Below are 20,941 nucleotides of genomic sequence, written 5' to 3'. Positions count from 1 at the left end.
CGTCCTCGGCGAGCATCGCGGCGGCGTGCACCAGGTTGCCCATCGTCGCCCCCGGCTCAGTGCGCAGCACTGTGCCGGGGGCGAACCGTGCCTCGGGCTCGTCGGTCCGCACCTCCACGGTGACCTCACCGCGGACACCGTGCGGCTTGCCGATCCTGCCGACGACGAGCTGCATCAGTACGAGTCGACGATGTCGACGCGAACCCCGCGCCCGCCGATGGAGCCGATCACCTGGCGCAGCGCCTTGGCGGTCCGGCCGGACCGCCCGATCACAGTGCCGAGGTCCTCGGGGTGCACGCGGACTTCGAGCCGCTTACCCCGACGGGAATCGACCAACCGCACCCGGACGTCGTCCGGGTGGTCGACGATGCCCTTGACCAGGTGCTCCAACGCCGGACGCAGTGGCATGTCAGGCCTGCTCACCGGCGTCGGCAGCGGCCGGCGCCTCGGCCGGAGCCTCGGTCTTCGGCGCCTCGGCGGCCGGAGCCTCAGCCGGAGCCTCGGTCTTCGGAGCCTCGGCAGCCTTGGCGGCCTTCTTGGCCGGCTTGGCCGGGGTCTCCGGGGCGAGCCCGGCAGCGGCCTTCGCCTCAGCCTCGTACGCCGCCTTGCGGTCGGCCCGCTCGGGGGCGACCAGGAGCGGCGGCGGGGCCGGCAGGCCCTTGTACTTCTGCCAGTCACCGGTCAGCTCCAGCAGACGCTGCACCGCCTCGCTCGGCTGAGCGCCGACGGACAGCCAGTACTGGACCCGCTCCGACTTGACCTCGATGATCGAGGGGTCTTCCTTGGGCTGGTAAACCCCGACGAACTCGATCGCCCGACCGTCACGCTTGGTGCGCGAGTCGGCGATGACGATGCGGTACTGCGGGTTGCGGATCTTGCCCATCCGCAGGAGCCGGATCTTTACGGCCACAGTTGTTTCGCTCCTGTTGCGATCTCACCGGCCCAGGCGGGCGGTGTGCATGGGTGAGCGCCGACCGGACCCGTGGGGTTGGGCCGGAGACTACTCGGTGGACTGGCGACGTGCCCGGGTTAGAGGGCGCCGGACGCGCGCCGGATACCAGCGACCTATTCTGCCAGATCCGATGCCGATCTTCCGCATCGGACCCGTACACCGCGTTGCCGGCGCCCTCGACACCGCTCAACGCACCGGCGGACGATCCCATCCCGGTGGCAGTTTGTCCGGTATGCCCCAATCTGGCGGGGGTGCGAAATCACACCAGGTGCCGTCGAACGGGAACTCGCCAACCTCGGCGAGCGCGATCACCCGCTCCCCCTCGGCGCGGACCGCCTTCTCGTCGGTCACCCAGTAGTCGGCGCCGAAGGCGAGCCGCTCGACGAACTCACCCTCGTCCTTCCACTCCCAGCTGTGGTCCGGCCACACCACCACGTCCAGGTCCTGGTCCACCACGTCGACGCCGGCCACCGGGCCGTCGTCCCAGCGGACACCGGGCTCCTCCAGGTTGACGTACCAGTGGGCGAACCGGCCCTGGGCGTCGGAGAACCACCAGACGGAGTGCGCCGCCCCCGTGGGCAGGAACTTCAACAGCGGCGGGCCGTTCCAACGCCCGTGCGCCAACCGGTAGGTCGACGAGATCCACTGGGCGAAAGGCATGGCCCGCATGTTGAGCCCGGCCTCGGTCACCTCGTGGGCCACCGGCGAGTCCCGGGCGATCCAGACCAGCAACCCTCGATCATCGTCGCTGACCACGCGGGCCGGCCGGACCCACCCGATCCGGCCGTGCCGCACGTTCCGATGCATGATCAGCCGACCCGGCTCGAACCGGTCGACGGGGTCGCCCGGCCGCACCTCAGTAGGCGCGGGCGAGGATGGCGACCAGATCCGGCTCGTCCTCCGAGTCCGGTACCGAACCGTCGGCGCGCAGCAGGCAGCGCACAGTGACGCCCTGACCGTTCGCCTCGGCCTCACCGGCCACGCCGACCGCCGACCACGGCACCTTGGCCCAGCCGGTGGCCGCCGCCTCGATCGCCTCGGCCAGCGTCGACACCTCGACGGTGCGCGACTCGCGGTGCGCGAGGGCCTGGTCGTGCAGCACCTGCTGGTCGGTCTCCAGGGCGGCCAGCACTGCGGTGACCACGTCCGCCACCGGCGTCGGGGTCTTCGAACCGTCGGTCCGACGTACCACCGTCGCGTTGCCCACGGCCAGGTCACGGGGGCCCACTTCGACGCGTACCGGATAGCCACGCAGCTCGGCGTCGACGGCCCGGCGGCCGAACGGGGTGTCGGTCCGGTCGTCGAGCGCGACCCGGACACCGGCGTCGCGCAGGCCGTCGCGCAGCTTGGCCGCCGCCTCGCCGACGCCGTCGCCATCCTTGACGATCATGACGTACGCCTGGATCGGCGCGAGCCTCGGCGGCACGCGCAGGCCGTTGTCGTCGCCGTGCGCCATGATCAGGCCACCGAGCATCCGGGTGGACGTGCCCCAGGAGGTGGTCCAGGCGTGCTCCCGGCCGCCCTCCTTGGAGGAGTAGCTGATGTCGAACGCCTTGGCGAAGTTCTGGCCCAGCTCGTGGCTGGTGCCCAGCTGCAACGCCTTGCCATCGCCCATCATGCCTTCGCAGGTGTACGTGGCCGTCGCCCCGGCGAAGCGCTCACGCTTCGTCTTCAGACCGACCACCACCGGAATGCCGATCACGTTGACCATCAGGTCCTCGTACGCCTCGTGCAGGATCCGCCGCGCGTACGCCCGGGCGTCCTCACGGGTGGCGTGCGCGGTGTGCCCCTCCTGCCAGAGGAACTCGCTGGTACGCAGGAAGATCCGCGGACGGAGCTCCCACCGGACCACGTTCGCCCACTGGTTGAGCAGCAGCGGCAGGTCCCGGTACGAGTCGATCCACTTGGCCATGAACTCGCCGATGACCGTCTCGCTGGTCGGACGCACCACCACCGGCTCGGCCAGCGGCTTGCCACCACCGTGGGTGACGACCGCCAGCTCCGGCGAGAAGCCTTCGACGTGCTCCGCCTCACGCTTGAGGTAGCTCTCGGGGATGAACAACGGGAAGTACGCGTTCTCCGCACCCGCCGCCTTGATCCGAGCGTCCATCTCAGCCTGCATACGCTCCCAGATGGCGTAGCCGGCCGGTCGGATGACCATGGTGCCGCGAACCGGGCCGTTGTCGGCCAGCTTCGCCTTGGCGATCAGGTCCTGGTACCAGCGGGGAAAATCCTCCGCACGGGGAGTGAGCACGCGTGCCATGACCGCACATCCTATGCGCCGCTCGTCAGGGCGGTGCGCTCGGGCGCGGCATCGTCGGCCCCCGCCGCCATGTCCTTCCCCCATCCGCACGCCCGGGGAGCGGCGGCCACCCCCGGGCCCGAGGCCCCGAACCGGCTCACCTGGCCGCGAACCGGGTGCGCCTCGTGGCCCGACACCGGCAGCTGACCCCGCCCGATCGTCGACCGATCCGGCCGACACACCGGCCTACACTTCGACCACCATGATTGAGCAGAGGGACCCCACCCCAATACGGACCGGCATCGTCGACGCCGCCCGCACGCTGACCGTCGCGACCGGGTGGGACGGAGTCCGGATGGGTGCCGTCGCGAACACCGCAGGGGTGAGCCGACAGACCGTCTACAACGAGTTCGGCAGCAAGGCAGGGCTGGCCGAGGCGCTCGCCCGCGCCGAGGTGGACCGGTTCGTCGGCGCCGTCCGGGCCGCTCTGCTCGCCCACGACACCGACGTGCGGGCCGGCGCGTACGCGGCCATCGCAAACACCCTCACCACGGCTGCGGAAAACCCGCTGATCAAGGCGATCGTGACCAGCGCCCGGGGCGGCTCGGACGAACTGCTGCCCTACCTCACCACCCGGGCCGAAGTGGTGCTCACCGAGGCGTCCGGCGCCCTGATCGACTGGGCCGGCGACCACCTGCCCGGAGCGGACCAGGCCGCGCTGACCTTCGCCGCCGACAGCATCGTCCGCCTGGTGGTCAGCCACATCGTGCTCCCCCGCGAACCGATCGAGCAGACCGCCACGGCCCTCGCCGACCTCGCCGTACGCCTCTTCAGCGCCGCCGCCCGCCCACTCCCCTGACCCCCGCGCCCGCGCAACTTCCCGGATGTTGCGGGATCTCTCTCTCGGGGCCCGCCTGATCTCGCTGCCAACGCCAAGATCGCGCTCGATCATGGATGTAGTGGCATCCTCCAGCGCGGAGGCCACTACATCCTGGTTCGAGCGCGATCTTGCGACACGGCCGGCTCGGCCCTGGGCCGGGCGGTGTGGCGCTCGCCGGGGGGGTCAGCGGATGACGCGGCCGCGAAGGATGGTGCGGGACGGGGCGCGGACGACGCGCAGGTCACTGCGGGGGTCTTCGGGGTAGACGGTCAGGTCGGCGAGGCCGCCTTCGACCAGGCCGGCGAAGCCGAGCCACGCGCGGGCGCCCCAGGAGGCGGCGGCGAGGACGTCGACGGGTGCCATGCCGGCCCGTTCGTGCAGCAGCAGCATCTCCTCGGCGGCGAGCCCGTGATCGATACCGCCACCGGCGTCGGTGCCCACGTAGATGGGTACGCCCGCCTCGTACGCGGCACGCACCACCTCGGGGAAGCCGTCGCGCAACGCGAGCATGTGGTCGGCGTACCCGGGAAACTTGCCCCGCGCCTGCTCGGCGATGCCCCCGAAGGTGGCAATGTTGATCATCGTGGGGACCAGGGCGGTGCCCTGGCGGGCCATCTCGTCGATCAGGTCGAGGCTGAGCCCGGTGCCGTGCTCCACCGAGTCCACCCCGGCCCGCACCATGATCTCGACGGCCGACTCGGAGAAGGTGTGCACCGCGGCGCGTACCCCGGCGTCGTGCGCCGCCCGCACGGCGGCGGTGAGGGTGTCCGCGTCCCAGGCCGGCGCCAGGTCACCGACGCCACGGTCGATCCAGTCGCCGACCAGCTTGACCCAGCCGTTGCCGGCCCGTGCCTGCGCGGCGACAGTGGCGGCCACCTCGGTCGCGTCGACCTCCACGCCGATGTCGCGCAGGTAGCGCTTCGGCGGAGCGACATGCTGGCCCGCGCGGGCCAGTCGCGGCAGGTCCGGCTCGTCGTCGAGTTCGGGGTACGGGTACGGCGAGCCGGCGTCCCGGATCGCCAGCACCCCGGCGTCCCGGTCGACGTGGGCCAACGCGCGGGCCTGGTCGAGTGAGGTGATCGGGGCGCCACCTCGGGCGATGCCGATGTGGCAGTGCGCGTCGACCAGCCCCGGCAACACGAAGCCGCCGTCGACGACGGTCTGGGCATCGGGCACGGGGGTGAAGGTCACTCGGTCGCCGACCAGCCAGAGATCCCGGACCTCGTCATCGGGGAGCAGCACGCCGCGCACATGAAGAGCCATGCGCACAGTCCTACCCGATCACTCCCCGCCGGGGGCGAGCAGGTCGTTCTTCTGAGCGGTCAGGGCGGGCAGGGAGTCCTCCACCGGGACGGGCGACCGGCCGGCGTGCCTGCGGCGGATGACCACCACCCCGGATCAGTCGCCCACCGTCACCGACACACGTCAGCGCGGGCCCTTGTCGCCGCCCTTGCCGAGCTTGTTGAAGTCGATCTTCGGAAGCTTGAAGCCGGGCGGCAGGCCCTGGCCGCCAGCGAGGTCGTTCGGGTCCATCCCCGGCGGGAGCTGCGGCATGCCGCCCGGGAAACCGGCGGGCATTCCGGCGCCGGCGCCGGTACGCGGACGACCGCCGCCCTTGGTGCCCTTGCGCTTGTTCTTCGGCGACTTGGTCGCCTTGCGGCGGCCACCGCCGGGCAGGCCCATCATGCCGCCCATCTGCTTCATCATCTTCTGCGCGTCGGCGAAGCGGTTGAGCAGCTGGTTGACGTCCATCACGGTGACGCCCGACCCGTTGGCGATGCGCGCCCGGCGGGAACCGTTGATGATCTTCGGGTTGGTCCGCTCGCCCGGGGTCATCGACCTGATGATCGCGGTTACCCGGTCGAAGTGACTGTCGTCCAGATCGGCGAGCTGGTCCTTCATCTGCCCCATGCCCGGCATCATGGCCAGCACGTTGGCGATCGGGCCCATCCGCCGCACCGCGATGAGCTGGTCGAGGAAGTCGTCAAGGGTGAACTGCTCACCGCCCATCAGCTTGGCGGTCATCTTCTCCTTCTGATCGGAGTCGAAGGCCTGCTCGGCCTGCTCGATCAGAGTGAGGACGTCGCCCATGCCGAGGATCCGGCTGGCCATCCGGTCGGGGTGGAAGACGTCGAAGTCCTCCAACTTCTCACCGGTGGAGGCGAAGAGGATCGGCTGCCCGGTGACCTCACGGACCGACAGCGCGGCACCACCACGGGCGTCGCCGTCGAGCTTGGAGAGCACCACACCGGTGATGCCGACGCCGTCGCGGAACGCCTCGGCGGTGCGGACGGCGTCCTGACCGACCATCGCGTCGATGACGAAGATGACCTCGTCCGGCGAGACGGCGTCGCGGATGTCGGCGGCCTGCTGCATCATCTCGGCGTCGATGCCGAGGCGGCCGGCGGTGTCGACGATGACGATGTCGCGGGCGGCGCGCTTCGCGTGCTCGATCGACGCGCGGGCCACCTGCACCGGGTCACCGGTGCCGTTGCCGGGCTCCGGGGCGTACACCTCGACACCGGCCCGGCCACCGAGCACCTGGAGCTGCCCGACGGCGTTGGGGCGCTGGAGGTCGGCGGCGACGAGCAGCGGCTGGTGCCCCTGCCCCTTCAGCCAGCGGGCCAGCTTGCCGGCGAGGGTCGTCTTACCGGAACCCTGGAGGCCGGCCAGCATGATCACGGTCGGCGGCTGCTTGGCGAACTGGAGCCGCCGGCCCTCGCCGCCGAGCACGGTGATCAGCTCTTCGTTAACGATCTTGATGATCTGCTGGGCTGGGTTCAGCGCCTGGGAGACCTCGGAGCTGCGGGCCCGCTCCTTGACGGCCGCGATGAAGCCCTTGACCACCGGCAGCGCGACGTCCGCCTCCAGCAGCGCGAGGCGGATCTCGCGCGCGGTGGCGTCGATGTCGGCGTCGGTGAGCCGCCCCTTGCCGCGGAGCTTGGTGAAGATCCCGGACAGGCGGTCACTCAAGGTGTCAAACACGCGAACATCCCGTTTGTCAGTGTTCCGGCGGGCACAACGCGGCCGGCACTGCGGAGTCCGGCCACCGCTAGGGTAACCGCCCGGCCGTAGGGCCGCTGTCGCCCGGCCCGGGCCTCACCCCGACACCAACCCCGACTGGTACGCGAACACGACGAGCTGGGCCCGATCCCGGGCTCCCAGCTTGCCCATCGCCCTGCTGACGTGGGTCCGTGCGGTCGCCGGGCTGACCACCAACCGTGCGGCGATCTCCTCGTTGTTCAGGCCCTCACCGACCAGGCCGACGACCTGACGCTCCCGATCGGTCAGCGCCTCCAGTCGCGGGTGCGGACGAAGCACCCGGGACGGCCGGGTGGCGAACTCCCGCACCACCCGACGGGTCACCGACGGCGACAGCAGCGCCTCCCCCTCGGCGACGAGCCGGATCGCGCGCAGCAGCTCAGTCGGTCTGGTGTCCTTGGTGAGGAACCCGCTCGCACCGTGCCGCAGCGCGTCGAAGACGTACTCGTCCAGCTCGAAGGTGGTGAGCACCACCACCCGCGTGCCGGTCAGGTCGGGGTCGGCGACGATACGGCGGGTCGCCTCGATGCCGTCGATGCCGGGCATCCGGATGTCCATCAGCACCACGTCCGGCCGTTCCCGACGAGCCAACTCGACCGCCCGCAGCCCGTCGGACGCCTCGCCGGCCAGCGCCAGGTCGTCCTCGCTCTCCACCAGCGCACGCAGCCCGAGCCGGACCAGATCCTGGTCGTCGGCGATCAGCACCCGGATCACGTGGTCGGCTCCACGGGCAGCCCGGCGTACACCCGGAACCCGCCCCCGGCGCGCGGCCCGGTGGTCAACCGCCCGCCCAGCGCCGCGACCCGCTCGCGCATCCCGGCCAGACCGTGGCCGCCCTCGCCGTCGGCCGGAGTCGTCCCGGCGCGGTCGGCACCTACCCCCCGGTCGGTGACCTCGACGGTCACCTCGTCGACCCGGTAGTCCACTGTCACCTCCGCGCTCGCCACCCCCGCGTGACGCAGCACGTTCGTCAACGCCTCCTGCACCACCCGGTACGCGGCCAGGTCGACCGCGGCCGGCACCTCCCTGGGCTCCCCGACCACGCGTACCTCGACGGCGAGCCCCGCCCCGGCCAGCCGGTCGCGCAGCGCTGGAAGCCGGGCCAGGCCGGGTACCGGCTCGCGCTCGGCGCCCCGCCGCACCGCACCCAGGGTGACCCGCAGCTCGTCCAGCGCCTCGCGGCTGGTCCGGCTGATCGCGGTCAGGGCCACCTCCGCCTGCTCCGGCCGCTTCGGCAGCAGGTGCAGGGCGATCTCCGCCTGCATGCTGATCGCGGCCAGCCCGTGCCCCACCACGTCGTGCACCTCCTGCGCGATGCGCAGCCGCTCCTCGTCGGCCTGCCGTCGCGCCTGCTCAACTCGACTGCGGGCCTCTTCGGCACGGGTACGCGCGGTCGCCTCACGGCTCACCCGCACCACCACCCCCACCGCGAACGGTACGACCACCCAGGCGGACGCGGGCAGCACTCCCGTCCAACCCGGCGCGGGCCCCCGCCCGAAGAAGACGTGCGCCAACAACAGAGCGAACGCGCCGCCGGTGGCGAGCGCCGCCGGTCGCACCGGCAGCCACACGGCCACGGTGTAGACCGCAACGAGGAACGTGACCAGGATCGGCCCGTACGGGTAGCCGATCAGCAGGTACGTCGAGGTGGCCACTGTGACCACGGCGAGGGCGGCGACCGGAGCACGCCGCCGCACCAGCAGGGCGAGCGCCGCGACGGCGATCAGCACCCGACTCACGGCGTCCACCGGCCTCGACCCCGGCTGGTTGTCCCCGGCCAGGCCGGTGGCGAGCAATCCGAACCCGAGCAGCACCAGGGCGAGCACGGCATCCGCCGCCACCTCCGGCCACCGCCACTGCCCGCCTCGCCGCATGGCCGTCATTCTGCCCGCGCAGACACCGCTCGACGTGCGTCCACGAGCGGCACCGCCCCTACGCCCCCCGACGTACCCCCACCCGCGCCCCCGCCCTCCGCCCTCCGCCCTCCGCCCTCCGCCCTCCGCCCCCGCCCCCGCCTCCGCCCTCCGCCCTCCGCCCCCGCGATCTTGCACTTTGTGTCGTCACTACGCGGCTTTTGCGTGGTATGCGAGGACACAAAGTGCAAGATCGACGCGGGAGTGCGGGGCGGGGCGGGGCGGTTAGACGGCGGCTAGGACGGCGGCTTCCAGGCGGGCCCGGGTGGCGTCGTCCGGCCAACCGCCCACCAGGTAGAAGGCGTCGACCACGTCGGCGCCGAGGGTGGAGATGCGGGCCGCGCGTACCAGGGCGCCGGCCTCGTCGAGAGCGCAGGTGACTCGGTAGAGCAGCCCGGCGGCGTCGGCCGCGCGCAGTTCCAGCAGTACGGCGTCAGTGGCCGCCTCGCGGTGCCAGACCACTCGTGGAGCCGCGCCGCCGCCACGGCTGGCGAGCGCACGACCCCGCAGCCGTTGGGTGACCGACACGTCGCCGGCTACCGCACGGCGCAGGTCGGCGCGGAGCGGGACCGGGTCCGGCGGAAGGCCGTAGCGGGGCTGCACCCGGCACTCGACCAGGGCCCGGCCGTCGACGGCGGAGGCGTCCGCGGAGATCACCTCCAGCCGGTGCAGGGCCAGGCAGCCGGCCACAGTGGCGAGCAGACCCCGTCGGTCGGCCGCCGCGACCGACACCCGGTCGCCGGTCAGGTGGACGACCGGCAGGGGCCCGGCCAGCAACTCCGGGTCCGGGGCGGGTGGCTCGGGGAGTACGCCGGTGTCCAGCGCGGTGCGGACCCGGGTGACCAACTCGGCGACGAGTCGGCCCTTCCAGTCGGACCAGGCCGCCGGCCCGGTCGCCGCCGCGTCGGCGCGGACCAACGCGTGCAGCACGTCGAGGGTGCCGGTGTCGCCGACCGCCTCGGCCACCGAGGCGATGGTGACCGGGTCGCTCAGGTCCCGGCGGGTGGCCACGTCGGGCAGCAGCAGGTGCAGCCGGACCAGCTTGCCGATCAGCTCGACCTCGGCGGTGGGCAGACCGACCCTGGTGGCAACCGCCTGGGCAACCGGCACGCCGACGGTGCTGTGGTCACCGGGGAGTCCCTTGCCGATGTCGTGCAGGAGAGCGCCGAGGAGCAGCAGGTCCGGGCGCTCCACCTCGCGGGCGTGCCGGCTGGCCTCGTGCGCGGTCTGCACGAGGTGCCGGTCGAGGGTGAAGCGGTGCACCGGGTTGTGCTGGGGCAGGCTGCGCAGCCGGGTCCACTCGGGCAGCCAGCCGTCGACCAGCCCGTACCGGTCGCAGGTCTCCCAGGCCGGCACCAGGCCGGGACCGGCGCCCAGCAGGGTGATCAGCGCGGCCCGGGCCTCGGCCGGCCAGGGGGCCGGCAGGGGCGGACAGTACGCCGCCAGCCACTCGCACGTGGCCCGCGCGATGGGGATCCGGGTCGTGGCCGACGCGGCGGCCACCCGCAGCGAGAGGCTCGGGTCGGGGCGTGCCCCGATCGCCGTGCGGGCGAGCACCAGCTCGCCGTCGTGTTCGACAACGTCGCGGGCGACCGGGCGGCGGGCCGGGCGGCCGTTGCCGCCGCGGGAACGGCCGGAGCGCAGCCGGTCAGCGGCCCGGAAGGCGTCGTCCAGGGCGTGGCTGACCGTGCGGGCGTCACCGGCGACCCGACGCAGCAGCACATCACCGTCGTGCACCACGGCTCCCGGCCGCCCCTCGGCGTCGGACGCGCCGGGCTGGAGTTGTCGCAGGCCGAGCAGGTTGGCCACTCCGTCGCGCTCCTGGGCGACCAGCCGGTCGACCCGTCGGCCGACCTGCTGGTGCAGCGCGTCGCGGGTGTCCAACAGGTGCAGGTGAGCGGCGCGTACGGCAGGACGCAGCGCGTCGGTGATGCCGGCGGCGGAGATCGCCCGCAGCAGCCCCACGTCGCGCAGACCACCGGCGGCCTCCTTGAGGTCGCCCTCCAGCAGGAACGCCAGCTCACCGTGGGCCTGCCAACGGGCCTCGGTGACCTCGCGCAGGCCGGCAAGGTGCCGGACGGCGGTACGCCGCCAGTGATCGGCGGCGGTGCGGATCAGCGCGTCGGCCAGCGCCTGGTCCCCCACGATCAACCGGGCGTCGAGCAGCCCGAGGGCTACCTTGACGTCGTCCTGGGCCACCGAGAGCGCCTCGGCGACGGTGCGTACGGAATGGTCGAGCCGCAGGCCCGCGTCCCAGATCGGGTACCAGACCGAGGCGGCCAACTCGTCCGTGCCGGGCACCCCGGCGTGCACCAGCACCAGGTCGAGGTCGCTGTACGGAGCACACTGCCGCCGACCCAGGCCCCCGACGGCCAGCAGTGCCACCCCGTCCCGCGGCGGCAGCAACCCCCGCAGGAACGAGTCGTAGGCCGCGGCCCGCCCCCGCCGGGCCGCTTCCCCGATCCCCCCGGGAACGCCGACGACCTCGTTGATCAAGAGCTTCGCGTCGCCGTCATCGGCGGGTCCTGACGCGTTCTTCTTGATCAACGAGGTCATGTCAGTCGTGGCCGCGTCAGAGTGCGTCGAGGCCGCGTTCGCCGGTACGTACCCGGACGACCTCTTCGACACCGGTGACCCAGACCTTGCCGTCACCGATCTTGCCCGTGCGGGCCGCTCCGACGATGGCGTCCACCACCTTGTCGACGTCGATCTCGTCGGTGAGCACCTCGACCCGGATCTTGGGCAGGAACTCGACCGTGTACTCGGCACCCCGGTAGACCTCGGTGTGCCCCTTCTGCCGTCCGTACCCCTGAACCTCGCTGACGGTCAACCCGGCCACCCCGAGGGCGTGCAGGGCCTCCTTCACCGCGTCCAGTTGGTACGGCTTGATGACTGCGGTCACCAGCTTCATGTCCAACCCCTCCATCCCAGGAACGTTAACCGGCGACCTTTTCGCTGACCGGCTCGGCGGGCTCCGCCTCCGGCTTGGCACCACTCGTCGTGCCGCCACCGGGGGTGCCGATGCCGGCCATCGCGAATGCGCCACCCGTGCCGCCACCGGCTGGGGACAGGTCGTAGCTGCTCTCGGCGTGCTCGGCGATGTCGATGCCCTCGACCTCGTCCTCACCCTTGACCCGGAAGCCGATCGTCTTCTCGATGACGAAGGCCAGCACCCAGGCGATGCCGAACGACCAGACGGTGACGATCAGGCCGGCGAGGGCCTGCCGCCCGAGTTGGGTCGCGCCGCCGCCGTAGAAGAGGCCGTCGGAGGCACCCACCACGTCGCTGATCGCCGCGTTCACCGAGTTGGTGGCGAAGAGACCGAGCCAGAGCGAACCGATCCAACCACCGACGAAGTGCACGCCGACCACGTCGAGCGAGTCGTCGTAGCCGAGCTTGTACTTGAGGCTGATGGCGAGCGCGCACACCGCGCCGGCGACGACGCCGAGCAGGACGGCCGCCCAGGGGGCGATGAACCCGCAGGCCGGGGTGATGGCGACCAGGCCGGCGACGGCGCCGGACGAGGCACCGACCATGGTCGGCTTCCGGTCCTTGATCCACTCGACAGCGATCCAGCCGAGCACCGCAGCCGCCGTGGCGAGCTGGGTGTTGATGAAGGCGAGGCCGGCGACCGAGTCGACGGTCAGCTCGGAGCCGGCGTTGAACCCGAACCAGCCGAACCACAGCAGACCCGCACCGAGCGCGACCAGCGGGATGTTGTGCGGCTTCATGCCCTCCCGCGGCCAACCGAGCCGCTTGCCGAGGACCAGGGCAACGGCCAGGGCCGCCGCACCGGCGTTGATGTGCACCGCGGTGCCACCGGCGAAGTCCAACGCGTGGATGTCAGCGCCGATGATGCCGCCGCCCCACACCCAGTGGGCGACCGGGAAGTAGACCAGGGTGGCCCAGCCGAAGGCGAACAGCAGCCAGCCGGCGAACTTGGCCCGGTCGGCGATGGCACCACTGATCAGCGCGACGGTGATCACCGCGAAGACCATCTGGAAGGCCATGAACACGTAGAGCGGAACCCCGATGCCGCTGGGGTTCTCCGCCGTGGCGCCCCACAGGTCGGTTTCGGCGAGGAAGGTCTTGGTGCCGAGGTACGCGCCCGGGTCGCCCCAGAAGCCGTTCACGTCGGTCCCGAAGGCGACGCTGAATCCGTAGAACCACCACAGAATAGAGATGAGCCCGATAGCCGAGAAGCTCATCATCATCATGTTGAGTACGCCCTTGGCCCGGTTGAGGCCGCCGTAGAACAGCGCCAGTCCGGGGGTCATGAGCAGCACGAGCGCGGTCGAAACCAGCAGCCACGTGGTATTGGCGCCGTCGATCGTCGGTGCTTCAGGCACGCTGGCCTCCTAAAGGTGAAGTCCTCCTTCGCGGCTTTCCGGGGCAGCGTCGCCCGTAGGCCGGTTGCGCGGAAGCTTCGCGGCCGCCTGTTTCACTTTGGGTCCCGTGCGGGTTTCCGTTTCGTGACGGGTTGTTTCGGACGTGTCACGAACTCCGCACAGTCGTCAGCATGGACGATTGTGGATCGACCGGACGGCGATCGTCGATGGCTGACCGGTCAACGGCATCGACCGGTGCGCGTGACGCGCCCGGCCGAGCATCGCCGGACCGGCGCTCAGCGGAGGGCGTTCTCCAGGGTGTGCCGCTCGTAGTCGAGCAGTCGCAGATCACGCATCGGTCGACGCAGGTGGCCCTTGTGCACGATCCGGACGAACGCCGGCTCACCGGCGGCGGCCATCCGGCGGATCCCCTCGACGTGGTCCACGATCCGTTTACGGATGGTCCGGATCAGCCGGTGCCGATCCCGGGGGATCAGCCCGTACGCGTCGGCGAAGAGCCGGAGGCGGCGAGGGCGGTCCGGGTTCTTCCAGCCCAGCGTGATCGAGTCGCGGTCCGCGAAGATCGGCACCCAGGTCCAGGCCGCGTACGCCACGTCGTAGATCCGCGCTCCGGGCGAGGCGAGGTCGAAGTCGATCAGCCCGAGGGTGCCGTCCGGACGCCAGATCACGTTGTGCGGCGCGGCGTCGTGGTGGCAGATCACCTCGGTGTCCGGCGGTGGGGGCCCGAACGAGCGCCAGACCGCCGCCTGCGGAGGAGTGAAGCCGTACTGCGCGTCGTGGAACATGCGCAGCATGGTGGCGACGGTGACCAGGGCCTCGTCGGTCACCCAGTGCGGGGCGAGCGGATATTCTCCGCACTCCCCCTCCAGGTACGACAGCACCTCACGGTTGCGCTCGTCCATCCCGAGGGCCCGGGGGGCTCCGGTGAACCCCACGTACTCCAGGTGGCGCAGCAGCGCGTGCACGGACGGGGTCCACGGCCCGGCGTTGCGCCGGACCGTGTCACCCACACGGACAACGGTGCTCACGTTGCCGCCGTGCAGCGGGATCTCCTGCGAAGTCACGTACGGTCTCCCGAGGCGCTGCGAAGGATGGCCGGGGTCACGCCAGCCCGCGTACGCGCGATCGTCAGTGGTCACCCGAGACTACGCGTCCCGGCCGGTGGCCTCGGTCCCCAGCAACGCGTCGACGAACTGCGCCGGGTCGAACGGGGCCAGGTCGTCCTTGCCTTCGCCGAGGCCGACCAGCTTCACGGGGATGCCGAGCTTGCGTTGCACGGCGATCACGATGCCGCCCTTGGCGGTGCCGTCGAGCTTGGTCAGCACCACGCCGGTCACGTTGACCACCTCGGTGAAGACCCGGGCCTGCTCCAGGCCGTTCTGCCCGGTGGTGGCGTCCAGGATGAGCAGTGTCTCGTCGATCGGGCCCTGCTTCTCCACCACGCGCTTGACCTTGCCCAGCTCGTCCATCAGGCCGATCTTGTTTTGCAGACGGCCGGCGGTGTCGATGAGCACGGTGTCCACGCCGGTGTCGATGCCGCGCTTGACGGCGTCGAACGCGACGCTGGCCGGGTCGGCTGCCTCGGGCCCCCGCACGGTCTCCGCTCCGACGCGCGAGCCCCAGGTCTCCAGTTGGTCGGCCGCGGCGGCCCGGAAGGTGTCCGCAGCGCCGAGCAGCACGCTGCGACCGTCGGCCACCAGCACCCGGGCGATCTTGCCGCAGGTTGTGGTCTTGCCGGCGCCGTTGACGCCGACAACGAGGACCACCGCCGGCACGCCGTCCTTAGGGGCGGTCCGCAGCGAGCGGTCCAGGCTCGGATCGAGCGCGTTGACCAGCTCGGCGGCGAGCAGTGCCCGCAGCTCGGAGGCCGAGCGGGTGCCGAGCACCCGGGTGCGCTCGCGAAGCCGGTCGACGATGTCGCGGGTGGCGTCGACGCCGACGTCGGCGGTGATCAGGCTGTCCTCGATCTCCTCCCAGACGTCCTCGTCGAGGTGGTCACGGGCGAGCAGGCCGAGCAGGCTCTTGCCGAACACGTTCTGTGAGCGGGACAGCCGCGAGCGGAGACGGACCAGCCGCCCGGCGGTCGGCTCGGGCACCTCGACCTGCGGTTCGAGCACCGGCGGCGGCTCGACCAGGACGCCGGTGGACAGATCGGACTCCGGTGCCTCGACCGGCGGGCCGGCGAGATCCTCCTCAGCCCTGGTGTCGACCTCCGTGCGTGGCAGCGGGGGCTCGGGTCGTCGCCGCAGGCGCGGCACGACCAGCCCGACTGTGCCGGCGATCAGCACACCGAGCAGGACCAGAGCGAGGACGAGATATTCGGCCATGCCGGAATCCTGTCAGATGCCGGCGGCGGCGTCCCAGCCACCGCACCCCGAGCCGTGCACGGAGTCTCAGCCACACCGCCCCCTGGGCGGTGCCAGCACCTCAGCCACCCCCCTGGGCGGTGCCAGCATCTCAGCCACCCCCCTGGGCGGTGCTAAGCATCTCAGCCACGGCCCGCAGCCGGTGTCCGGAATCCGGCGGTAGGCTCGCGCCATGTCCGCCGCACACCTCCTCATCGGCCCACTCCTGCGGCGAGTCGTGGACACCCGGGCCACCATCTGGGTAGAGACCGCCGGGCCCGCCGTGGTCACCGTCCGTACCGCCGACGGCGCCACCGGCACCGCGCCCACCTTCTCGGCGTACGACCACCACTACGCCCTCGTGGTCGTGGAGGGGCTCACCGCGGACAGCGAGACCACCTACGAGGTGCTCGTCGACGACGAGCTCGTCTGGCCGGTGCCGAGCAGCGGGTTCCCGCCGAGCGTGATCCGCACCCGGGCTGCCGACGACCGGGACCAGCCGGTCAATTTGATCTTCGGCTCGTGCCGGGAGACCACCCAGCACGCCACCACCCGCAAGCTGCCACCTGACGCGCTGGACGCGTACGCCCGGCGGTTGATGGCGGACCCGGAGTCGAACCCGCTGCCCGACCTGCTGGTGCTGCTCGGTGACCAGGTCTACGCCGACGTCACCTCGCCCACTGTGCGCCGGCTGCTGCGTCGACGGCGGCGGCGGCCGAAGGGCGCGCCGGCCGACCAGGTGGTGAGCTTCGACGAGTACACCAAGCTCTATCTGGAGTCCTGGCGTGATCCGGAGATCCGCTGGCTGCTCTCCACGGTGCCCAGCGTGATGATCTTCGACGATCACGAGATCATCGACGACTGGAACACCTCGGCGGCGTGGCGGGCCGACGTACGCGAGCAGCCGTGGTGGGCGGAGCGGATCGGCAGTGGGCTCGCCTCGTACTGGGTCTACCAGCATCTGGGCAATCTCTCCCCAGACGAGATCGTCGCCGATCCGGTCTTCGCGAAGGTCGCCGCCGCCGAGGACGCCACCAGCGTGCTGCGTGAGTTCGGCCACCGGGTCGACCAGGAGTCCGACCTGGCGCACGACACCGAGCGCTGGCGCGCGGTGCAGTATCAGTGGAGCTACGCGCTGGATCTGGGCCGGACCCGGCTGGTCATGCTGGACAACAGGTGCAGCCGGGTGCTCGAGCCCAACAGCCGGGCGATGCTGCCGCCCGGCGAGTGGGCCTGGTTCCTCGACCAGGCGCACGGGGTCTACGACCACCTTGTGGTGGGCGCCTCGCTGCCCTGGCTGCTGCCGCAGGGCATCCACCACATCGAGGCGTGGAACGAGAAACTGGCGGACTCACGCCGACCGTGGGTGGCGCGCGGGGCGGAGAAGCTGCGGCGTGCGCTGGACCTGGAGCACTGGGCGGCGTTCCGGCGGTCCTTCGAGGCGCTCGCGGAGACGTTCGCAAGGATCGGCACCGGCACGCCGCGGCAGTCCGGCGCGCGGATCGGGGCCGGCCCGGCGTACGCCCCACCGGCGTCGATCAGCGTGCTCTCCGGTGACGTGCACCACTCGTACGTGGCGCGGGCCCGGTTCGCGGACCCGGCGGTGGTCACTCCGGTGCACCAGCTCACCTGTTCGCCGATCCACAACCAGGTGCCGGCGGGCATTCGCCCGCTGATGAAACTGGGCTGGTCGCCGGGTCCGGCCGGGGCCACCCGGGCGCTGGCCCGTTCGGCGGGCGTACGCCGGCCGGGGGTGCGCTGGCGCAAGCTGGCCGGCCCGTACTTCGGTAACGCGGTCGCCACTCTGACCCATCAGGGGCGCGGGGCGGACGTGGTCATCGAGGGCACCACGAAGGACGGGCACCTACGCCCGGTGATGCGGCGTCGACTCTCCGGCGACGGCGAGCCGGCCGCGCCGTAGTCTCTACGCCGTGGACGAGCACCTGCCGGAGCCGATCCGGGCGGTCGAGCACGAGTTGACCGCTCTGTTGCGCCGTGGGCGGGCGGTCTCCTGGGAGATTGCCCGGGAGGTGCACCCGAATCTGGAGCCGAACACCTACGGGTTGTTGCTGTGGTTGCGGCGTAGCGGGTCGATCCGGTTGACCGAGTTGGCGGCGCGGCTGGGCGTGGGCAAGGGCACGCTGAGCCGGCAGATCAACGCGTTGGAGGTCCTCGGCCTGATCCACCGCGACCCCGATCCGAGTGATCGGCGGGCCGCGCAGATCAGCATGACCGAGGAGGGGCAGCGCCGGTTCGACGTTGCCCGTTCGGCGCGACTGGGCGAGTTTCTGCGCGCCCTGGACGGTTGGCCGGAGCGGGACGTCGAGGAGTTCGCCCGGCTGCTCGGCCGGTTCAACGACTCCTGGCAGTAGGCATCGCGACGGGGAATAGCGCGCCGGTCCGACAAGTTGTTGCTTCAGGCAACCAAGGCATACGGTTGCCTCAGGCAATTCTCAGGCGGCCCACGCGTACCAGTCCGTCGCCGTTCCACCTCGACTCCGCTCGGAGGCAACACACGATGAGCCAGGCCACAGTCCCCACGCGGGCGGCCGCCGTCGACATGACCCACCGGCAGATCCTGGAAGCACTCTCCGGCCTGCTGCTGGGTCTGTTCGTCGCGATCCTCTCCTCCACGGTCATCTCGAACGCGCTGCCGCGGATCATCACCGAACTGCACGGCGGCCAGTCCGCGTACACCTGGGTGGTGACCTCGGCCCTGCTCGCGACCACCGCGACCACCCCGATCTGGGGCAAAATGGCCGACCTGACCAACAAGAAGACACTCGTCCAGCTCGCGCTGGGGATCTACGTGCTGGGCTCGGTGCTGGCCGGCCTCGCCCAGGGCACCGGTGAGCTGATCGCCTGCCGCGTGCTCCAGGGCGTCGGCGCCGGCGGTCTCACCGCACTGGCTCAGGTGATCATGGCCACGATGATCGCGCCCCGCGAGCGGGGCCGCTACAGCGGCTACCTCGGCGCGGTGATGGCCGTCGGCACCATCGGCGGCCCGCTGATCGGCGGCGTGATCGTGGACACCTCCTGGCTCGGCTGGCGCTGGTGCTTCTACGTCGGCGTGCCGTTCGCCATCATCGCGCTGATCGTGCTCCAGAAGACCCTGCACCTGCCCGTGGTCAAGCGGAAGGCGCAGATCGACTGGTGGGGCGCCACCCTGATCACCGCCGCCGTCTCGCTGCTGCTGATCTGGGTCTCGCTCGCCGGCGACCAGTTCGCCTGGGCGTCCTGGCAGACCGCCGCGATGGTCGTCGGTGCCCTGATCCTCGGCGCGCTGGCGATCCGGGTCGAGACCCGGGCCGCCGAGCCGATGATCCCACCGCGGCTGTTCCGCAACCGCACCATCACCCTCGCCGTGATCGCCAGCATCGCGGTCGGTGTGGGCATGTTCGGCGCGTCCATCTTCCTGGGCCAGTACTTCCAGATCAGCCGTGGGCAGAGCCCGACCATGTCCGGCCTGATGACCCTGCCGATGATCCTCGGCCTGCTGGTCGCCTCCACGGTCATCGGGCGGGTCATCAGCAAGACCGGCCGCTGGAAGCGGTACCTCGTGATCGGGTCGGCGCTGCTCACCATCGGCTTCGCGCTGATGGGCACCCTGCGCGCCGACACCAGCTTCACCCTGCTCAGCGTCTACATGCTGCTGATCGGTGTCGGCCTGGGAATGACCATGCAGAACCTGGTCCTCGCCGTGCAGAACACCGTCGGCCCGCACGAGCTCGGCGCGGCCAGCTCGGTGGTGGCGTTCTTCCGCAGCCTGGGTGGCGCGATCGGCGTCTCCGCCCTCGGCGCGGTGCTCGCCCACAAGGTCAAGGACTACACCGCCGACGGGCTGGCGCAGCTCGGCATCCCCGCCTCCAGCTCGGGCAGCGGCGGCGCCCTGCCCGACGTGCACACCCTGCCCGGCCCGCTGCGGGCTGTCGTCGAGAGCGCGTACGGCCACGGTGCCGGTGACATCTTCCTCGCCGCCGCCCCGTTCGCGTTGATCGCGCTGATCGCTGTGGTCTTCATCAAGGAGGTGCCGCTGCGCCAGCACAACGGCAACCCGGTTTCCGAGCAGGTCGAGCGGGAATCGACAGTCACCGCCGGCGCTGGCGCACCCGTGATCCGTACTGGCGAGCAGAGGTGAGGTAGAGCCATGGGCGTGGGAGCACCGGACCGCGAGGAGTACGGCCCCCGGACCCGACCGCTGCCCTTCGAGCGCGGCACGGACGGCCCTCGGGTGATCATGGCGGGTGTCGACGGCACCCGCACCTCCGAGCGGGCCGGTGCCTACGCCGCCGGCCTGGCCCGTCGGCAGAGCGCCGCGCTGGTGGTGGTCTTCGTCAGCTCACCGAGCGGGCTGACCGCCCTGGTTCCCGGCATGGACGCCGGCGCGGTCCAACGCACGCACGACGAGCTGGCCGACGAGCTGCGCCGGGAGTGCCGGCGTGGGGCCGAGCAGTGGGGCATTCCGGTGACCTTCCTGTGCCGGCGCGGCGACGCGTACGCCGAGCTGCGCGCGGCGGCGGACGAGTTCCAGGCCGACATGGTGGTGGTGGGTGCCTCCGAGCAGGCCGGGCACCGCCTGGTCGGCTCGGTCGCCACCCGCCTGGTCCGCGCCGGCCGCTGGCCGGTCGTCGTGGTGCCCTGAAAACCGCTCGCGACTGTCTTACCCGAGCCGCAGGATGACCCGATGACGACTTGGAGAGCACCGCAGATCGACCGCAGCCACGAGCCGTTGGTCGCTGATGAGCGCACCATGCTGGAAGGCTGGCTCGATTACCACCGCGACACCTTGCTGCACAAGTGTGCCGGCCTGACCGCCGAGCAGTTGCGCACGGCAAGCGTCGAGCCGTCCAGCCTGAGCCTTCTCGGGTTGGTCCTGCACATGACCGATGTGGAGCGCTCATGGTTCCGCCAACGCTTCGCCGGCCAGGACCTGCCCGACCTCTTTGACTACACCACCGACAACGACGCCGACTTCCATGCTGCGGCCAACGCCGACGCGGAGGCCGCCTTCGCCGCCTTCCGGGCCGAGGTCGAAGCGGCCCGCGCGGCGACCGAGGGGCGGTCCCTGGACGACACGTTCAGGCTGACCCGCAGCGACGGGAACCGCACCTTCAGCCTGCGCTGGGTGTACGTGCACATGATCGAGGAGTATGCGCGGCACAACGGCCACGCCGACCTGATCCGGGAACGCATCGACGGCGTCACCGGCGACTGACAG

Annotated in this window: 19 protein-coding genes and 1 pseudogene; 6 read left to right on the top strand and 14 right to left on the bottom strand. The window is 71.4% G+C overall.

The window, feature by feature from the left end; genetic code table 11:
- The 5 genes and pseudogenes from AB0B68_RS19255 to proS form a co-directional block, all read right to left on the bottom strand.
- Nucleotides 1-175: pseudogene (locus AB0B68_RS19255) on the bottom strand (hypothetical protein); the annotation flags it as partial.
- Nucleotides 175-435, bottom strand: coding sequence for an RNA-binding protein (locus AB0B68_RS19250; protein ID WP_186718042.1), 261 nt, complete (start codon nt 433-435; stop codon nt 175-177). The pseudogene AB0B68_RS19255 and the gene AB0B68_RS19250, both read right to left, overlap by 1 nt.
- The gene (gene rpsP, locus AB0B68_RS19245) at nt 410-910 is read right to left on the bottom strand and encodes a 30S ribosomal protein S16 (RefSeq protein ID WP_112736214.1); all 501 of its coding nucleotides are present in this window, start codon (nt 908-910) and stop codon (nt 410-412) included. Before rpsP ends, AB0B68_RS19250 begins: the two co-directional genes overlap by 26 nt.
- A gap of 228 nt (nt 911-1,138) precedes the next feature.
- Nucleotides 1,139-1,759, bottom strand: coding sequence for a DUF402 domain-containing protein (locus AB0B68_RS19240; RefSeq protein WP_357261459.1), 621 nt, complete (start codon nt 1,757-1,759; stop codon nt 1,139-1,141).
- Between the two features lie 49 nt (nt 1,760-1,808).
- Nucleotides 1,809-3,215 carry a proline--tRNA ligase gene (gene proS, locus AB0B68_RS19235; RefSeq protein WP_357201588.1) on the bottom strand — a complete coding sequence of 469 codons (1,407 nt, stop codon included), beginning with the start codon at nt 3,213-3,215 and terminating at the stop codon, nt 1,809-1,811.
- 241 nt (nt 3,216-3,456) lie between these two features.
- On the opposite strand from proS, the gene AB0B68_RS19230 reads away from it, so the two are divergent.
- A complete protein-coding gene (locus AB0B68_RS19230; RefSeq protein WP_357201585.1) occupies nt 3,457-4,053 on the top strand; it encodes a TetR family transcriptional regulator in 597 nt (198 codons plus the stop codon).
- Nucleotides 4,054-4,257: 204 nt separating this feature from the next.
- Here the strand turns inward: AB0B68_RS19230 and AB0B68_RS19225 are convergent, their stop codons facing one another.
- The 9 genes from AB0B68_RS19225 to ftsY form a co-directional block, all read right to left on the bottom strand.
- Nucleotides 4,258-5,337, bottom strand: coding sequence for an amidohydrolase family protein (locus tag AB0B68_RS19225; RefSeq protein WP_357261456.1), 1,080 nt, complete (start codon nt 5,335-5,337; stop codon nt 4,258-4,260).
- Between the two features lie 162 nt (nt 5,338-5,499).
- Nucleotides 5,500-7,059, bottom strand: coding sequence for a signal recognition particle protein (ffh, locus tag AB0B68_RS19220; RefSeq protein WP_112581984.1), 1,560 nt, complete (start codon nt 7,057-7,059; stop codon nt 5,500-5,502).
- A gap of 114 nt (nt 7,060-7,173) precedes the next feature.
- Nucleotides 7,174-7,830 (bottom strand): response regulator transcription factor, encoded by a 657-nt coding sequence (locus tag AB0B68_RS19215; RefSeq protein WP_357201579.1) that lies wholly within the window; start codon nt 7,828-7,830, stop codon nt 7,174-7,176.
- Complete coding sequence (locus AB0B68_RS19210) at nt 7,827-8,990, bottom strand: sensor histidine kinase (RefSeq protein ID WP_357261453.1); 1,164 nt, start codon at nt 8,988-8,990, stop codon at nt 7,827-7,829. The genes AB0B68_RS19215 and AB0B68_RS19210 overlap by 4 nt, the downstream gene beginning before the upstream one ends.
- 264 nt (nt 8,991-9,254) lie before the next feature.
- Nucleotides 9,255-11,585: a [protein-PII] uridylyltransferase gene (locus AB0B68_RS19205; RefSeq protein WP_357261450.1), complete on the bottom strand. Its 2,331-nt coding sequence runs from the start codon at nt 11,583-11,585 to the stop codon at nt 9,255-9,257.
- 16 nt (nt 11,586-11,601) lie between these two features.
- Complete coding sequence (locus AB0B68_RS19200) at nt 11,602-11,940, bottom strand: P-II family nitrogen regulator (RefSeq protein WP_172862163.1); 339 nt, start codon at nt 11,938-11,940, stop codon at nt 11,602-11,604.
- A gap of 25 nt (nt 11,941-11,965) precedes the next feature.
- A complete protein-coding gene (locus AB0B68_RS19195; RefSeq protein ID WP_355005252.1) occupies nt 11,966-13,378 on the bottom strand; it encodes an ammonium transporter in 1,413 nt (470 codons plus the stop codon).
- Nucleotides 13,379-13,653: 275 nt separating this feature from the next.
- The gene (locus tag AB0B68_RS19190) at nt 13,654-14,517 is read right to left on the bottom strand and encodes an aminoglycoside phosphotransferase family protein (protein ID WP_355005253.1); all 864 of its coding nucleotides are present in this window, start codon (nt 14,515-14,517) and stop codon (nt 13,654-13,656) included.
- Nucleotides 14,518-14,523: 6 nt separating this feature from the next.
- Complete coding sequence (gene ftsY / locus AB0B68_RS19185; protein WP_355005254.1) at nt 14,524-15,705, bottom strand: signal recognition particle-docking protein FtsY; 1,182 nt, start codon at nt 15,703-15,705, stop codon at nt 14,524-14,526.
- Nucleotides 15,706-15,916: 211 nt separating this feature from the next.
- On the opposite strand from ftsY, the gene AB0B68_RS19180 reads away from it, so the two are divergent.
- The 5 genes from AB0B68_RS19180 to AB0B68_RS19160 all read left to right on the top strand — a co-directional run bounded on the left by AB0B68_RS19180 (nt 15,917) and on the right by AB0B68_RS19160 (nt 20,938).
- Nucleotides 15,917-17,644: an alkaline phosphatase D family protein gene (locus AB0B68_RS19180; RefSeq protein WP_357201568.1), complete on the top strand. Its 1,728-nt coding sequence runs from the start codon at nt 15,917-15,919 to the stop codon at nt 17,642-17,644.
- Between the two features lie 10 nt (nt 17,645-17,654).
- Nucleotides 17,655-18,095 carry a MarR family transcriptional regulator gene (locus tag AB0B68_RS19175; RefSeq protein WP_357201565.1) on the top strand — a complete coding sequence of 147 codons (441 nt, stop codon included), beginning with the start codon at nt 17,655-17,657 and terminating at the stop codon, nt 18,093-18,095.
- Nucleotides 18,096-18,241: 146 nt separating this feature from the next.
- The gene (locus AB0B68_RS19170) at nt 18,242-19,861 is read left to right on the top strand and encodes an MDR family MFS transporter (protein WP_357201562.1); all 1,620 of its coding nucleotides are present in this window, start codon (nt 18,242-18,244) and stop codon (nt 19,859-19,861) included.
- A gap of 9 nt (nt 19,862-19,870) precedes the next feature.
- Nucleotides 19,871-20,365, top strand: coding sequence for a universal stress protein (locus AB0B68_RS19165; protein WP_357201559.1), 495 nt, complete (start codon nt 19,871-19,873; stop codon nt 20,363-20,365).
- 42 nt (nt 20,366-20,407) lie between these two features.
- Complete coding sequence (locus AB0B68_RS19160; protein WP_357261447.1) at nt 20,408-20,938, top strand: DinB family protein; 531 nt, start codon at nt 20,408-20,410, stop codon at nt 20,936-20,938.
- Nucleotides 20,939-20,941 lie beyond the last annotated feature (3 nt).

Source organism: Micromonospora sp. NPDC049049, from assembly GCF_040649115.1.
Taxonomy (GTDB): domain Bacteria; phylum Actinomycetota; class Actinomycetes; order Mycobacteriales; family Micromonosporaceae; genus Micromonospora.
The sequence above is the reverse complement of the archived record's forward strand: the minus strand, read 5'-3'. Positions and strand labels throughout refer to the sequence as shown.